We start from the raw sequence: 15,397 nt of genomic DNA, 5'->3' as shown, positions 1-15,397 counted from the left end.
TTTTATGGATTCCGCCAAAGACTTAAGTACTTCCTTTTCCACCATGCGCAACCTGGCGCTGGGCAGCGTGCTGGCCCTGCTCCTGGTGGCCCTGGCGTCGGGCTTCCTGGTGTACCGCGCCTACGAAAACAGCGGCCGGCGCGTGTACGTCGTCTCGCAAACCGGCTCCGTGGCGGCCCTCTCGGCCGGCAACGACGCCCACACGCCCTACGAGGCCCGCAACCTGGTGCGCCAGTTCATGCAAACCATGTTTGGCCACGACCAATACACCTACAAAGCCAACCTGGACGCGGCCCTGCCCCTGATTGAGGGCCGCGGCGGCCGGCGCATCTACGAGGGCTTCACCCGCGGGCAGGTGCTGCAGAACTACGAGCGCTACGCCGCCCGCAACGTGGTGACCGTGGACAGCGTGCTGGTGGACATGAGCCGCCGCCCCTGGTCGGGCTCGGTCTACATCAAGCAGCGCATTTTCATTGGGGGCCAGCAGAAGGAGCCCCTGCCGCTGGCCGCCAAGTTCAACCTAGTGGAAACCAACCGCTCGGACGCCAACCCCTACGGGCTGCTCATCACCAACTTCGACTACATCCCCTACAACCCGCAGCTGACGCGGGAAGAGCAGGAGCTGCTGCAGGCCCAGGAAGCCGACCGCCAGCGCCGCCTGCAGGAAGCCGAGCGGGGCCTGGCCCCGGCCAGCGAGCCGGCGGCCCCCGCTACTCCTGCTCCTACCCCCGCTACACCCCCGGCGCCTGCGGCTCCGGCTCACTAATCACCCATCCTTGTCTCCGATGCGACTCTACACTCTTCCGGCCCTGTTAGGGCTGCTTTCCTTGCTCTCCGCTCCGGCACCTTCGGCCGCGCAAACTACTGCTGCCACCCCGGCTCCGGCTGTGGTCACTTCCGATAATTTGCTGGACGTGGCCGTTTCCGATTCCTCCACTACCTACCTGGTCTTTGGCGGGCCCGTGTCGCTGGTCGACGTGGGCATGGCCGGCAACTACCTGGTGAAGATTGAGGCCAACGCCGTGTTTGTGCGCGCCAAGCGCAAGCACGTGCCGCCTACCCCCATGCTCATCCGCTACGGCTCCAAGTACTGGATGGGCCGGCTCGTGTACACGGGCCGCCCGGTGCTGCAGCTCTACGACTTCCAGAAAGACGGCGCGCTGAGCATCAACGGCAAAAGCACCGCTTCCGCCGGGGCGGCCCCCGAAAACGAACTGGCCCTGGATAAGGAGCGGGAAAAGAAAGCCGTCGTCGAGGGCAAGCTCAGCCAGCTGCGCAAAGCCCGGGAGGAGCATCAGGCCGTGGCCGTGGTCGATAATGATTTGGTGCTGTCGCTGGCCAACGTGCGCAACGACAAGGATTTCACTTACCTGCGCTTCAAGGTCATCAACAAGACCAACATCGACTACAACGTGGATTTCACCGACTTCCAGCTGGTGGAAAATGCTCAGAAGAAGTTCCTGGCCCGCAAAAAGAACGAGGCCCGGCGCCCGCTGGCGCCCTCGGGCGGCCGCCCGAACCAGGTCATCACCGGCCGCACCACGGGCTACCTGACCTACGCCATTCCCCTGTACGCGGCCACCGAGCGCGGCTACCTGGAAGTAACGCTGCGCGAGCTCAACGGCGCCCGGGTGCTGGTGCTGCCCGTGCCCTCCCGCGTGATTAACCGCGCTGCCACCATTTAACGCCCCTGCTCGCTATGGAACCCATCATTCCCCACACGCCCGATACGCGCGCCGTTTCGACGCCGGATGCCGGTCAGCCCGCACCGGCGCCGGTCAAGCGCACACCCGCCGAAGTGCTGCGCGCCAACTGGATGGCCCTGGCCGGTCTGCTGCTGGTGCTCATCATCGGCGGCCTGCTGCTGTGGCTGAAGGCCGCCCAGCGGGCGGCCCAGCAGGAGCGCGAACCGGTCGCGGCCGCCTCGGCCAACATCGAGCCTGAAATTCCCTCGGTGGAAGCGGCGCCCCCGGCCCCGGTCGCCTCGCCCTCGGCCCAAATCGAAGCCCAGCGCCGCGCCGAGCAGGATGCCCAGAGCGCTTACGACCAGGACGTCGTGGACGTGTTTGCCGTCGATACCACCGGGCTGGCCCTGCGCAAGCGGCGCCGGGCGCAGGCCGCCGCCCAAGCCGCAGCCCGTCGCGCGGAAGCCGCCCGCCTGGCCGCGGCCGACGTGGACACCATCGAAACCACGATTCAGGACCCGGCCACGGGCTCCTACCGCGCCCAAACCCTGGTGGTGCCGCGCCGGCGCCTGACGGCCAGCGGTGGCGGCGGCCGCCGCACGGGCACGGGTTCCGGCCGGGCGGTCCGTGGGCTGGTCCCGGCCCGCGACGTGGATGGCACCCCGTTTGAAACCGACCCGGACGTGCTGGCCATGCTGGGCTCCTCGCCCCCGGAAACCCGCGCGGCGTACGAGCGCATGACCGGCAAGCGCTACCGCGACCCCAACCAGACCGCGCAGCTGCTGGCCACCCGCATGAGTGCCCCCGGCCTGGATGGCTTCAACACCGTGAAAGTGGGCAATGCCAGCCGGATGATGGCCCAGGGCAGCCAGCGCGAGCAGCAGCTGGCCCCGGACGTATTTTTCAAGTGCGTCATCAACGGCGAGCAGAAGGTGCGCACCGGCTCGGTGGTTATCCTGCGCTTGCTGGAAGACGCGGTGGTGTCCGGTGTGACCTTTCCCAAAAACATGGTCTTTGCCGGCGTGGCCACCGTGGGCACCAACAACGTGACGCTGGAAGTGAACCGCCTCGGGCCGACGCGGGTGCAGGCCGACATCTACGACTTCAACTACATGCCGGGCATCATGATTGACCCGGTGAAGCGCGTGGCCCGCGAAGCCGGCATGGCCGGCAATGAGTTGCAGCAGCAGACCACCCAGGAAATCAGCACGGCCATCGACCGCTCGGCTTCGGCCGCCAACTCCGTGGTGGGTGTGGGCGGCCGCGTGGCCGCCTCGGTGCTCTCGCGGCCCAAGACCCGCACCAAGCTGCGCGACGTGCTGCTGCCCGATGGCTACCCCATCCTGATTACCACCGCGGCGGCCGGCCAGCTCGGCCCAGAAGCGGCCGCGCGCTAATTCTTCCACCTAACCGATACGACGATGAAAAAGACGCTTTTGCCGGCCCTCGTTGCCCTGGCCCTGATTCTCGCTCCCTCGACCAATGCGGCGGCCCAGGCCGTCGTGAACGACCCACTGCACATGGGCGTGCACATCGGTGAGTTTGCCAAGCACCTGAAACAGTGGACCGAAACGGTCAAGAACTACCAGGTTATCAAGGACGCCAAGCAGATTGCCGGCGTCACCAAGGACATCACCGGGCAGGTGAAGGATATCACCGACCAGACCCTGCAGCTACAGCGCCAGGTGCAGGCCGACCTGCGCAAGGTGCAGAGCATTCAGGATTTGCGCCTCTCCAACCCGCAGGAGCTGTTTGCCCGTGCCCTGGCCATGTCGGGCCGGGGGCAGAGCAACCAATACATGCCCGTGTTTCAGAAAGCCGAGCGCCTTCGCCAGGCCCTGCAGCTCAACAACCCCCAGCAGGACCTGAACACGGTGTACGACGTGTTTTCGCGCTTCGGCTCCGGCGCCACGGCGGGCAACAACCGCATGAGTTCCCGCGAGTATCAGCTCAAGCGCGAGGAAGCGGCCGTCTCCACGTTCGCCTACGAGGAGATGATGCAGAAAAAGAAGATTGCCACCGCTTTCGGCTACTACAAGATTGCCGACGAGATGACCCAGCAGAGCATCGAGATGAACGCCACGCTCAAGAACCCCGGCCGCTACGCCATGACCGAAGGCGAGCGGATGGTGGCCCTGAACACCTCGAACGACAACATGATTAAGGCCATGCAGCTGCGCCAGGAAGCCGACCGCCTGCTGGCCGAAGCCGCCCAGCCCGGCCCTTCGCGGCAGGCGGCCGAAATGGTTTACTCCGACATCCTGGTGCAAAACGCCCTTATCAAAGCGGACCGGGCCCGCCCCCGCCACTAACCCCCTATGAAGAACCTCTTGCTAGTGGCCCTGCTGCTGGCGGGGGCCGGCGCCGTGCCGGCCTCCGCCCAGCGCCACGTTCAACACATGGCCAGCTGGGGCGCCCACCTCGGCCGCTCCGAACCAGGCACCTACTACGAGCTGAGCTACACCAGCCTGCTCACCAACCACCTGGCCCTGCGCGCCAGCGGCCTGCGCGAAACGGGCACCCTCCGCGGCCGCGGCGACTACGCCAGCTACGCGGGGCGGGTGCTGCTCGCGCCGCAGCTGTTTCGCCTGGGCGAAGTCGTCTACGTGCACCTGCTGCTCGGGGCCGGCGCCAGCTACGAGCGCACGGGCGAGCACAGCACCGGCGAGCCCGCGGCCGACGCACAGCAACCCCAGCGCTTCACCTACGGCCCGCAGGCCGGAGCCGAGGCGGACGTGTTCCTGGGCAACCGCTTCTCGCTGGTGGCCACCGCCACCAAGGGCTACCTCTTCAACAATCCCCTGCTCGACCAATGGCCCGGCTACGCCAGCGCCGGCCTGCGGTATCATTTCCGCTAACTCCCTTTCTGCACGATGAAACGACTTGCCTCCCTGCTCCTGAGCTGCGCCGCCCTAGCCACGGCCAGCAGCTGCGCCAAGGACGACGCGACGCCCACCGGCCCCAAAGAATACCAGGTCGAGTACCGCATTTCCTCCACCACGGCCCCGGTGTCGGACTACATCAGCTACGACAACGAAAGCGGCGGCACGACTACCGTCAACAACGTGCCGCTGCCAGCAACCTACCGCTTCAAGCGCACCATGAAGCAGGGGGACCACCTCAGCCTGCTGGCCAGCCTCGACGGGGGCACGGCCGCCTCGGAAATCACGGCTGCCATTCTGCTCGACGGGAAGGAAGTGAAAAAGGAAACCGGCCGCGGCGCCGATGCCCAGGCCTTGCCGGTGTACGTGATTGGGCAGTAGGGAAGAAATGCATTTCGTCCTGCCCACAGGCGGCCCCGGGCGCTGCCGGCCTCGTGCCGTTGGTGCGGCTGTCCGTTCTTAATGGTCCTCATAAAGGCCGACTAGGTTTCTTGGTCGGCCTTTGTTGTTGGAGTTAATTACCCCACTCCGACCAGCTCGCGCTGCAGGCATGCCCGTAGCTGCTCGTAGGATTCCGGGCACAGCCGAATGACTGGCTCCTGGGCGGTGCAATACAGCAAGGTGGGGTCGGCCAGCGCCACGGCCCGGGTCCAGGCAGCCGCGGGCACTTCCGCGGAAAGGGGTAGCAATGGGGTGAATTCTTCTTGGATAAGCCGAATCACCAGCGCCTGCACGGTCGGGCAGAGGCTGGAAAAGCGGCGATAGGGGCTCGCGGCCATAGCAGTAACGTCAACGAAAAGGAATGAAAACGCCTCGCCCGCGGCCAACTTGGGGGCCGGGCGGGAGGTGGGACAGCAACCACCCGACTACCGAGTAGGGCGCGGGGCAGAGCTGCGACGGGGAAGCGTTACGCGAGGGAGCCCACAAACAGGGCGGGCCGCTGCTGGATGGGCAGCGGCTGACGGCGAGCCCAGCTCAGCCAGTCTGCGGCAAGGCCTGCTGACGAGGGGCTACTAGGCAAAGCGTAGGATTTCAAAGCCAGCATACTCGGCAATCAGTTTGTCAGGCAAAACTAGCCATTACGCCCAAACCGGACGTGGTTTTGGCATTCTGGCCTGCAAAATTGTTAGTAACCGGGTCCTAAAGGTGCCATGAGGATGGCCGGGGCTCGTCACGGCCGGTGCCTTACTCGTGTGCAGCCGAGCTTGCGCGCCCGTCGCACGCCTGTAGCACAGATTCGGCAGCGCCGCGCCGCTTTTTTTACTAGCTGCTGCCTACGGGTGGCCCCGTGAGCCCATGCTGAGCCCATTGCGATGGCACATAAATCTGCCAAAAACGGCGTTTATACGCTTCCTGGGCACTTTTAGCAATTCCTACCCGCGAGTGGTGAGCCCTTTGTGAGCCCTTTAGGATTCGGTGAGCGTGTACTGCGTGCCCACCCCTGTTTTGCCGGACTTCTGCAGCCAGCCGCCCTTTTCTAACTCGCTCAGGTAGCGGGTGGCGGTGGGCTTGCTTACGCCCAGCTGCTGCTGCACCACGGTGTTGGTGATGCTGCCGTGCTGCGCGGCGTAGAGGAGCACCGGCGCCAGGTCGGCGCGCACGCCCTGGGCCTGCCAGTAGGCCACCGAGTAGGCGGCAAACGCCACCACGAACCCCGAGGCCTCGAAGTAGAAGCGCGGGGCCGGCAGGTGCGCCGCGCGGCACTCGTTCAACATCTTGATGGTGCCGCGGCCCCAGGATTCGATGTAGCCGGCCCGGAACAGGGTGTTGGCCACGTCCGGGTTGAAGGGTTTGGACGGGTGCTTGCGCAGCAGGTTTTCCACCGTCCAGCTGTCGGGCAGGTGGCCCTCGTTCCAGAACTGCAGGCGGTCCTGGTACACGCTAATCTGCACGGGCGTGCCGCCGCTGTAATCTTTGTGGGCAAGCGCGTTGAGCAGTGCCTCGCGCAGGGCCGCCGCCGGAAAGGGCGGCTCTTCCACCCGGCCGGCGCCTTCGTAGCGCACCTGGGCCCGGGCGTATTTGGTTTGCAACAAATCCAGCGTGCGCTCCACCTGCACCAGCAGCGGCCCGTGCACCTCGTCCTGGTAGCGCAAATCGTCGTCCGTGGCAAAGAAGCCAATCTTGACGTAGGCACCGGTGATGAACCGCTCGGGCGTGGGGTGAAACAGCAGCACGGCGGCCCGCTTCAGGTACTCCCCGTCGATGAGGTTCAGGTTGTCGAGCAGGGCTTCGTTACCGTCGTGCAGCACCTGCTCGTCCACGCGCCCGCTTTTGGCGGCGCGCTGGCGAAACAAGTCAAATGCTTCCGCCGACAACTCCGCCGCCGCGACGCCCGGCACCGGTACGCCGTCCCAGCGCTTGCCCTGCTTCTGCAGCAGAAACGCGCTCAGCGCCGGCCCACGCAGCTCCTGCTTGGTGCTGCCGCTGCGGAAATGGTACTGACCGCGGTAGCTGATGGGGTAGGGGTACGGCTCAACGACAATTTCCAGAAACTCCAGCCCGCCTTCCTCGTGGCGGTTGACTTCCACCAGGATGCCCATCAAATCGCGCACCTGGTTGGGCAAATCTTCCAGCAGTTTGCGGATGCCCGGCAGGCCCACCACCTGCCCGTCGTCGTTTTTGCCGATGAAGATGCGGCCCCCTTGGGCATTGGCAAAGCCGCAAATCCACTGAAAGTACTCCGGCCGCCACGATTCCTTCCACTCGATGTTTTGCTGCTCGCGGGTGGTGCTCATGGATAAAGGAGAGGCGACGGGTACAGGAACAGGCTGGCTAATAGGTGGGCAAGTTACCCAATTCCAAGGCGGCAAAAAGCACGAAACAGCCCGGCGTTAGTGGCCCTGCAGCTGCCGCAGGAAGCCCACTATCTTAACCAGGGGCTAGTTGGCTTGGACCGGCTCAGCAGGCGGTGGCAGAAGCTTGCAGAGAATAACTTCAACAGGACCAAGTGCTAAGGAGCTTTAGCCGTTCGGAAAGGTTTTGGAGAAAACGCTAAACAGGCGCGTACCCTTGTTATTCATCCGTTGCCCCTTTGTTGATAATGGGCAACAATCCATAAAGACTTTGCATTGGGAGCGGCGCCATCCCTCTTTCGCTCGCGTAATTTTCCAAGAACAAAGCAAAAGGATGAGCCTGCTGCATCATCAGCTTCTCGGCTTCCGCATCGTTTTTCACCACGCTGAGGTCGGGATGTATGTAGCTATAGTACTCCTCCAGAACGTCTTCAAATGCAAGTTGCTGGTCCCGGAAATGCTCATGAAAGGCCAAAACCGTGTCAACGTCCACCATCACCAGCGGACGCACGTTGTGCACAGGCAAGCCTTTTTCGGCGCGCAACGCCAACTGCTCTTGGAACCAATCGTTAACCAACACGTTCAGGCCGGGCACGTTGTAGAGGCGGTCATGAAGTACCAACACCGGGTAGATGACCAGCTCTGCCGGGTCGTAGTCGGTATCCAGTGGAAACTCTTTTTCCAACAGCCGGGCTACGTTGCGCAGCAGCTGCCGAGCGGCCTTGTCTACGAGTCTGCCTTTTTTGTTGGTTTCGTAATCAAACCGCTTGCGCACCTCTTCAAAGTAGGCCGTAAAATCAGTTCCGGCCTTTGCGTTCTTCGGCACCAAGACATCTTTTGATTCGAATAGAATAGCACGCTGTCCGTTGCGGAAATAGTAGTCCGGTTCACCCTGACCTTTTAATGTCTTGCTTTCCTTGATGACGGTGCCAGTAAGGGCTAAGCCACGGCCTTGAAAAGCGGCATCAAGCAAACCGTAGAGCAGGTGCTGCTCCGAGAAGAAGTCGCAGTAAACCGAACGCCAATCGCTTACCTGCTCCGCCTCCGGGAGCAACTTATTGAGCCTATTGAATTGAAAGTACAGTCCCTTGTGCAGCATTTCCACCACCAACACGGGGTAGATGAGCACGAAAACTCCCGGCTCTTCCTCATACAAGGGCGTTTCCCGCAAACTCGTGAAATCCTCCTTGTCCAGCTCCTGGCCGGGCTGCAGCGCAAAATGGTTAAGAAACGCTCGACTGGCTTCAAATTCTGGCCCGGGTGCAACCGCAACGCTGATACGGCCCGGCTTGTCTGCATAGATTACCGGCTTGACCAGCCCAGCAATTTGACGGGTGTACTCCTGCCAAGTGGTACACCCGTAATAAGTCAGGAAAGACTGAAGTAAAGGACTGAATCTCTCATCTGACTCCAAAAATTCAAAAAAACGCGCCGACTTGATGAGCTGCGCCCACAACACCTGCACCGGTTGCTGATTTATCAGCTCAAAGTCCGAGAACATACTCGTGAGCGCGAAGCGCGGTACAGTCGGTGTAGGCAGCAGCTGTTTAGCGGCGGCGCTGGCGGCACTCTGTTGGTCGATATAAGGCGTGTTAACTAGTAGGCAGGCCAGAAAGAGACTGGCTTCCAGTTCCTCGTCACTTACTGTATGCGGCTCGTCCGGTCGCTCGAAGGCATATTCAAACAGTTGCAGCAAGGGCTTGGGATGAAGCACATTCAGGGCGTCTTTTCCGTACTGCTGGCCAAAGCTTAAGACGTGGGCATAGGCGCGCTGCGCAAAGGGCTTTTCGACGAGTCCACGCTCTCCGAAAATGCGCTCAAAGTCCATTTTTAGGGTACGCTCGGCAGCCGGCACGCGGTTCTGATAGCCAAGCAGTTGCGTGACGCATCGTAAAAGCCAGAAACGACTGACCCCGCGAAGCAAATCAGCTAAAGTAGGAGGGGTAGCGCTATCAAAAAGGTCGTTAAATCCAACAATCAGTCGTCTGGTCATTGCGTAAAGTAAATTGTGTCGAAGGGTCTATTGGTATCAACAACTTCTACCCCCTTCAACAAAACAATGACCTTCGCCGTTAGCGTTCGGCTTCATGGGTGAAGCTGTTTCACTACGCTACGCCACCGCCCGGGCAATCTTGAGCATGGCCTCCGGCGAATGGCCAAACTTGCACAGCGCCTCGCAGTGCTGGCGCAGCTCCGAGAACAGGATGTAGCGAATGGTGGCCCCAGCCGCGCGGATGGCCGGGCGCGAGAGTTGCGCCTGCACTTCCTTTTCGCGGGCGTCGGGTACGACCAGGTAGAGGGCCGTCTCGTGCTCGGGCATGGAAAAGGCTAGATCCGTCAGGCGTAGAATACCGCTGTAGATGCTGGTGCTTTTCTCCACTTCGAAAGCGGCTACCACGCGATTGGTGCCGGGCGCAAACCACACCACGTCAATCAGGCGGATGGTGGTGGCCACCTCGGCCGATACGGGCAGCTCGGGGTGCTGGTCGAGGCACAAAAACGAGAGCTTCTGGCCGGCGCATATCCGGTTGCGGTCGTTGATGGCCGTCGTCACGTCGCAGCCCAGGGCCTTGCCCACGCGCAGCAGGTGGTGCTGCATCTCGGTGTGCTGGTTTTCCTCCTGGGCCTCGGTTTGCACCTCCTGGTGGCGCTTGCGGGCCTGCTGCTGGTACTTGTCGCGGTCCTCGTCGCTGGCAAATTGCTGGTCGCCGGCAATCATCTTCTTCACACCCACGTCGAAGAGCAGGCCGCTTAGGGCGCCGTAATCGAGACTCAGGTGCTGGCGGTGCTCCTGGTTCAGGTCGCGCAGCCGGTCGCGCATGCGCAGGTACTCCGACCAGGAGCCCAGCTTGATTTTCTCCCCGAACAGGGCGTTGAAGCCGTTGACGATGGCCGTGTTGAAAGGCGGCATCAAGGTGGGGTGCAGGAAATACAGGATGCTGGCCACGGCCGGGCCCAGCCCCTTGATTTTGCGGCGGTCGAGCAGGTCAATCTCTTTGAGCAGCTGCTGCTCGGTGGTGGCCGCCAGGCAGCTTTCCAGAAACTGGCCGAAGGCACGCTTGTTCTCCTCGTGCTCGTAGATGTCGGGAATGCGCAGCTTGGGCTTCCAGTAGAAGGGGTGGGCCGCGCCCTGAAACACCTGCTTCTGCTCGCTGATGACGCTGAGCACGAACTCCAACGAGGTGCCCTTGAAGTCGTTGCCGAAGCTGCCCGCCTTGATGTCCTTGACCACCTGCTGCACCCCGCGCCGGATGGAGCGGAAAGCCTTCAGGCGCTCCTCGTTGTTGATGAACCAGGTGTTGTAAACGGACTCGGAATCGGCCTTGTATTGCTGAATAAGGGACGGTAGCGCAGCGGACATAACGCGGAACGGTGAATTAAAACCCTAAGATGGACAGAACCTGCGTACCGCCCAACCAGAGACCAAAAACCCAGCTATTCAGGCACCTTAACGCTTAACAAAACGGTGCCCGTAGCCCCGGCAGGGGCGCTTCCGGACGCAAAGTCGCGGCGCGGCTGCCAAAGCGGCGTCATCCGTCCTGCTTACGGCCCAGCAGCTTCCGCACCCAGTCGACCGCGGGCCGAATGCGGGCGTTGAGGTAGCACGCGCGGCAGTAGCGAAAAGTCCACAAGCAGTCCACCGTATCCGTGAACAAGTGAAAGAGCACGCCCACGCCGATAATATTCACCGGCGGGGGCAGCAGCAGCAGCAGCGCATACACCGGGATGGCATAAAACGAGTGCAGCGGATGATACCCCACACTGCAGCGCAAGGGGTCGAAGACGGGGGTGGCCAGCAGGTGGTCCAGGTCGATGAGCATGGTGGCCAGCAGGATGAAGTAGGCGCCGGGCCACATCGCGGGGAACAGCACCAGCGCCAGCACCGCCGGAAACAGAAAGTGCAAGCTGTAGTGCACCAGCGTTTGCGCCCGGAAAAACCGACGGGCGGGTGGCTGATGGGGCTCGCGCAACGCCGCCGCCCGGGTGGCGGTATCGCCGGCCACCGTGCTGGTGTCAGACGGCCTTTCGGCTACCCGGCTCGCCTGCTGCTTCCGGGTAGAGGGACGAAAGTTCTCCGTGTCCGCAACCCGGGGCTGGGGCCGCACTGGCACCGCTACCGAGCGTGGTGCGCTGGCAGGCAACGCAGGGCCGACCACCCGTGCCGAGTCCGGGCGCGGCGCCGACCGCGGCGGGGCGGCTCCGACCGCGCCGGCAAACCGGGGCACGAGTGCGGCAGAACGGCACCCACCGAGTAGCAGGGCCAGGCCGGCGGCGATACACCGGAGCAGGCAAAGCACGGGGAAAGGATACATGGGGGCGCAGTACAAGAGGACGAAAACGAAAAAGGCAGCTCGGGCGGAGCTGCCTTTCCCCAAAGCGGCCGGCGCCTACCGGTTGCGGGTTAGCCAATTCTGCAGGGTTGCAATTTCCTGGCGCTGGTCGGTAATGATGGCCTGGGCCAGGGCGCGGGTCGTGCTCTGGCGGCCGTGCTGCAGCAAGGCTTCGGAGTTGTCAATGGCCGCCTGGTGGTGGTCGACCATGAGCTGGGCGAAGTCGTAATCCGGCCGGCCCATCATCGTGCGCGCGTCACTGGCGGCCATCATGCGGTCCATGTTGGTTTTCTGCAGCTGGGTGAACTGCGGCACCAGCGGCGTTTGCGGCTGGTGGCTGCCCAGAAAGGCGTTGAACTGCCCAATCTCTCCCTGCTGCTTGGTGATGATGTCCTGGGCAAGGGTTTTCATTTCCTGGTTCGAGCCGGTGCGCAGCTCTTCCTGGGCCATCTGGATGGCGGCCTCGTGGTGCAGCACCATCTGCGCGGCAAAGTCGTGGTCCGGGTCCTGGGTCTTGGCCTGCGCGTCCATCTGCGTCATCATGTCCATCATGATTTTCATGTAGGGACTCTCGTGGTTCATGTCGTCCATGTCGTGGTCCTTCTTGCAGGCGGTCAAGAAGAGTCCCAGCGCGAGAAGACACAGCAGGGGCAGGCGTAGGTAACGGGTCATGGGGAGGGTACGAGGTGGAAACAACACCTCAGAAACGTCGAGCTTAGCCCGCTTGGTTCTACATCAAAACCGCCATTGGCTTGCATAATTTCCGGTGTAACGCTAGCCAGGGGAGCTGGCGGGCCGCCGCGGCACCGTCACATCCGGTGCCCGGGCATCGCCATACCGGGCATGTCCATCATGGGCTCGCCGGGGCGCATGGACAAGTCGCCGTAGCGCGCCGCCAGCCAGTAGCCCACCGCCAGCATCAGCAGGGTAAGCACCGTGACCACGGCCTTGCGCCCGCTGGACACTTGTTGCCCACCGCCCATCGCCATACCCGGCATATCGTGGGCGGACGCGGCCATCGTGTGCCCGGCGTGAAGGGAAGCGGCTGGATCAGCGGGCGCCGCGTGGTGCATACCGGCCATTGGACGCCCTGCAGGCGCAGCCGGACTTACCTCTTCCCGGGAGGCCCCGCCTTTGCCCAAGGCCCGCTCGGTGCCCATGCCGTGCTTGAGCCGGTTTTTAACCAGCCAGTAGTTCACCGGGTACGACACGACCACGCCCACCAGCGTCGCGGCCGACATCACCGCCCAGAACCAGGGCGAGGTGGCTTCCATGGCCCGCATGTCGCGGCTCATCAGGATGACCATCGTGGGCAGCATGCCGGCCATCATGGCGTTCATCGACATCCACTCCGGCAGAAAGGATTCGCGCAAGGCCTGGCCGTAGCTCATGCGCATCATGTCCTTCATGAACAGGGCCTGGAAGATGAACAAGCCGAAGACGAAGCCGGCCAGGTACTCCACCCAGATGTCCATGCCCATGCGCAGCCGGAAGTAGCCGGTGATGGCCGCGGCCACGATGATGCCCGTGGCGTCGCCGGCCGCGCAGTGAATGGTGGAGCCCACCGCCTGCTTCCACATGGGGGCCACGAACTGCTCGTGTGTACCGGGCGCCGGCTCCCGGCAGGAAAACCAGTAAATCAGCAGCCCCACAGGGCCGGTGTAGAGCGTCACCAGCACCCAGCCGTACTTCATCACCTTCATCTCCGGGGTGCTGGTAAACAGGTCCCAGGCCACGTAGGCCACGGACAGGGCCGTCAGGGCAAACCACACCCACAGCAGGTACTCGGGAAACAGGGGCGTATTCATGGCGTGCATCAGCGGGGCAGTAGGGTAGAAAGGGAAATGGCGGGAACAGGAAAAGAGCGGCTTTTCTCAAAGCCGCTCTTAGCTAGTGGGGAAGGAAAACGGTTAGAACTTCTTGTGAGCCAGCAGCCAGGCCTGCAAGTCCTTGATTTCCATTTCCTGGTCGTCGATGATGTTGTGGGCCAGCGTTTTCATGGCATTCTCGCGGCCGTACTCGATTTCCGCCTGGGAGTTTTCCATGGCGCTGCGGTGGTGGTCGACCATGAGCTGGGCAAAGTCGTAGTCAATGTCGCCGGTGAGCGGCCGCAAGTCGTTGGCCTGCATCATGCGCTCCATGCTCTCCATTTGCTTCATGTCGAACTCGGGCACGGCCGGGGCGTGGGCGGGGTGGCTGCTGAGAAACGCGTCGAGCTGCTGGATTTCGGCCTGCTGCTTGGTGATGATGGTCTGGGCCATCTGCTTCATGTCGGCGTCCTTGCCGCTGCGCAGCTCCTCCTGGCTCATGGTGATGGCGCCCTGGTGGTGCATCTTCATCATCATGGCGAAGTCGTTGTCCGGGTCCTGGGTCTTGGTCATGGCCATCATCTGCGTCATCATGTCGTGCATCATGCGCATGAAGACGTTGTCGTCGTGGGCCTGCACTTTCAGGCCGTCGGAATCGTCCTTGTTACACGCGGTCAGGGTAGTGAAGGCCAGCAGGCAAGCCAGCAGGGGGAGGCGAAGGGAGCGAAGCATAGCAACGGGGGTTTAAAGCGTCGGCAACAAAAACGTTACCCAGGCTAAACGGCGGAGTACAGTGTCCGTTTGCGCACGATTGGCCCGAAACCCTTGCAAAGTTTCCAGCGCAGGGCCCTACGTGAGCTCGGCCAGGCTCAGGCGCCCAGCGCTGCCCGGCCCCAGCCGCTGGTAATCCGAGGGCGACATGCCCGTGACCTGCCGAAACTGGTTCGTCAGGTGGGCCGCGCTGCTGTAGCCGAGCCGCTTGGCCACGCTGGCCACGTTTTCGTCCTGGTAGCTGAGCAACTCCTTGGCCCGCTCCACTTTTTGGCGGATGATGTATTTCTCCAGCGTGAGCCCCTCGCGCACGGAGAACTGGTGCGACAGGTACGCGTACGAGCGGCCCACCCGCTCGCTGATGTAGTGCGAGTAGGTGTGAAACGGCTGCTGCTCGGCCGGCGTGTAGTGCACCAGCTCCACCACCACGGCTTTTACCTGCTCGATGAGCTGGTCGCGCGGGTCTTCGACCAGGGCAAAGCCGTACGCCTGCAGCGCCTCCTGCACCCGCTGCTCGTCCACGGGGCTACCGTCGGCGGTGCGCACGTTGGCCGCGCCCAGGGCCACGGCGTCCACCAGCAGCCCGGCCTTTTCCAGCTCGCGCTGCACCACGCGCAGGCAGCGGGGGCACACCATGTTCCGGATGGACAGGCGCACGCCCCCGGCCGCGGGAGCGGGCAACACGGACGTGGCGGACTGCGGCATCATCATCATTTTACGACCAGGCTGCCCCGCAGCATGTGCATGCCGCAGGTAAACTCAAAGGTACCCGCTTGCTGGGGCAAAAACTCAATGGCCGTGGTTTTAAACGGCGCCAGCTCGCGCCGGATGTTGAAGTCGGGCAGCAGCAGCTCCTCGGAGCAGGAGTTTTCCTCGTCGCGGTAGAAGTTGAGCTGCACGGGCTTGCCGTGCTCCACCTCAATAACGTTGGGCGAGTAGCCGCCCTTCACCACGATGTCGACCTGCTGAATGCCGGCCGAGCTGGAAACCGCCGCGGCCACCCGGTGCGGAGCCAGAAAGAAAAACCAGCCCACGAAGCCCAGCAGGCCCACGCCCACCAGCGTCACGATTATCTGCGTCGTATCCATCAGAAGAAGAAACAAAAGGGAAAGAACATTACCGCCGGCC

16 protein-coding genes are annotated in these 15,397 nt (G+C 62.9%); 6 read left to right on the top strand and 10 right to left on the bottom strand.

Annotated elements, in window-relative coordinates; genetic code table 11:
- The first annotated feature begins 4 nt into the window (after positions 1-4).
- From DNI29_RS22930 to DNI29_RS22905, 6 genes are read left to right on the top strand one after another with little or no spacing between them, the layout of a single operon-like run.
- Positions 5-766 (top strand): conjugal transfer protein TraK, encoded by a 762-nt coding sequence (locus DNI29_RS22930; RefSeq protein ID WP_123823401.1) that lies wholly within the window; start codon positions 5-7, stop codon positions 764-766.
- A 19-nt stretch (positions 767-785) separates the two neighbouring features.
- The gene (locus DNI29_RS22925) at positions 786-1,685 is read left to right on the top strand and encodes a DUF4138 domain-containing protein (RefSeq protein WP_110980485.1); all 900 of its coding nucleotides are present in this window, start codon (positions 786-788) and stop codon (positions 1,683-1,685) included.
- Positions 1,686-1,699: 14 nt separating this feature from the next.
- Entirely contained in the window at positions 1,700-3,082 is a 1,383-nt protein-coding gene (gene traM, locus DNI29_RS22920; protein ID WP_110980484.1) for a conjugative transposon protein TraM, read from the top strand.
- A gap of 24 nt (positions 3,083-3,106) precedes the next feature.
- Positions 3,107-3,997, top strand: a complete 891-nt coding sequence (locus DNI29_RS22915) for a hypothetical protein (protein ID WP_110980483.1) — start codon at positions 3,107-3,109, stop codon at positions 3,995-3,997.
- A 6-nt stretch (positions 3,998-4,003) separates the two neighbouring features.
- The gene (locus DNI29_RS22910) at positions 4,004-4,543 is read left to right on the top strand and encodes a hypothetical protein (protein ID WP_110980482.1); all 540 of its coding nucleotides are present in this window, start codon (positions 4,004-4,006) and stop codon (positions 4,541-4,543) included.
- A 15-nt stretch (positions 4,544-4,558) separates the two neighbouring features.
- A complete protein-coding gene (locus DNI29_RS22905) occupies positions 4,559-4,948 on the top strand; it encodes a hypothetical protein (RefSeq protein WP_110980481.1) in 390 nt (129 codons plus the stop codon).
- Positions 4,949-5,085: 137 nt separating this feature from the next.
- On the opposite strand, the gene DNI29_RS22900 is transcribed toward DNI29_RS22905, so the two are convergent.
- The 10 genes from DNI29_RS22900 to DNI29_RS22855 form a co-directional block, all read right to left on the bottom strand.
- Complete coding sequence (locus DNI29_RS22900) at positions 5,086-5,346, bottom strand: hypothetical protein (protein ID WP_110980480.1); 261 nt, start codon at positions 5,344-5,346, stop codon at positions 5,086-5,088.
- Between the two features lie 627 nt (positions 5,347-5,973).
- The gene (locus DNI29_RS22895) at positions 5,974-7,302 is read right to left on the bottom strand and encodes an ATP-binding protein (protein ID WP_110980479.1); all 1,329 of its coding nucleotides are present in this window, start codon (positions 7,300-7,302) and stop codon (positions 5,974-5,976) included.
- Positions 7,303-7,579: 277 nt separating this feature from the next.
- Entirely contained in the window at positions 7,580-9,352 is a 1,773-nt protein-coding gene (locus DNI29_RS22890) for a hypothetical protein (protein WP_123823400.1), read from the bottom strand.
- Between the two features lie 117 nt (positions 9,353-9,469).
- On the bottom strand, positions 9,470-10,720 hold the full coding sequence (locus DNI29_RS22885; RefSeq protein ID WP_110980477.1) for a type II restriction enzyme NmeDI-related protein: 1,251 nt from the start codon (positions 10,718-10,720) through the stop codon (positions 9,470-9,472).
- Positions 10,721-10,889: 169 nt separating this feature from the next.
- The gene (locus tag DNI29_RS22880; protein ID WP_202910568.1) at positions 10,890-11,363 is read right to left on the bottom strand and encodes a DUF6122 family protein; all 474 of its coding nucleotides are present in this window, start codon (positions 11,361-11,363) and stop codon (positions 10,890-10,892) included.
- A gap of 384 nt (positions 11,364-11,747) precedes the next feature.
- Complete coding sequence (locus tag DNI29_RS22875) at positions 11,748-12,362, bottom strand: DUF305 domain-containing protein (RefSeq protein ID WP_110980476.1); 615 nt, start codon at positions 12,360-12,362, stop codon at positions 11,748-11,750.
- A gap of 137 nt (positions 12,363-12,499) precedes the next feature.
- A complete protein-coding gene (locus tag DNI29_RS22870) occupies positions 12,500-13,507 on the bottom strand; it encodes a DUF4396 domain-containing protein (RefSeq protein WP_110980475.1) in 1,008 nt (335 codons plus the stop codon).
- 93 nt (positions 13,508-13,600) lie between these two features.
- Positions 13,601-14,230 (bottom strand): DUF305 domain-containing protein, encoded by a 630-nt coding sequence (locus tag DNI29_RS22865; RefSeq protein ID WP_110980474.1) that lies wholly within the window; start codon positions 14,228-14,230, stop codon positions 13,601-13,603.
- Between the two features lie 117 nt (positions 14,231-14,347).
- The gene (locus DNI29_RS22860) at positions 14,348-14,983 is read right to left on the bottom strand and encodes a helix-turn-helix domain-containing protein (protein ID WP_162303728.1); all 636 of its coding nucleotides are present in this window, start codon (positions 14,981-14,983) and stop codon (positions 14,348-14,350) included.
- Positions 14,980-15,357 carry a cupredoxin domain-containing protein gene (locus DNI29_RS22855; protein WP_110980472.1) on the bottom strand — a complete coding sequence of 126 codons (378 nt, stop codon included), beginning with the start codon at positions 15,355-15,357 and terminating at the stop codon, positions 14,980-14,982. The genes DNI29_RS22860 and DNI29_RS22855 overlap by 4 nt, the downstream gene beginning before the upstream one ends.
- Positions 15,358-15,397: the final 40 nt, after the last annotated feature.

It is taken from the genome of Hymenobacter sediminis (genome assembly GCF_003231285.1).
GTDB lineage: Bacteria > Bacteroidota > Bacteroidia > Cytophagales > Hymenobacteraceae > Hymenobacter > Hymenobacter sediminis.
Note: the sequence above shows the minus strand (reverse complement) of the source record. Positions and strands in the feature narration are given on the sequence as shown.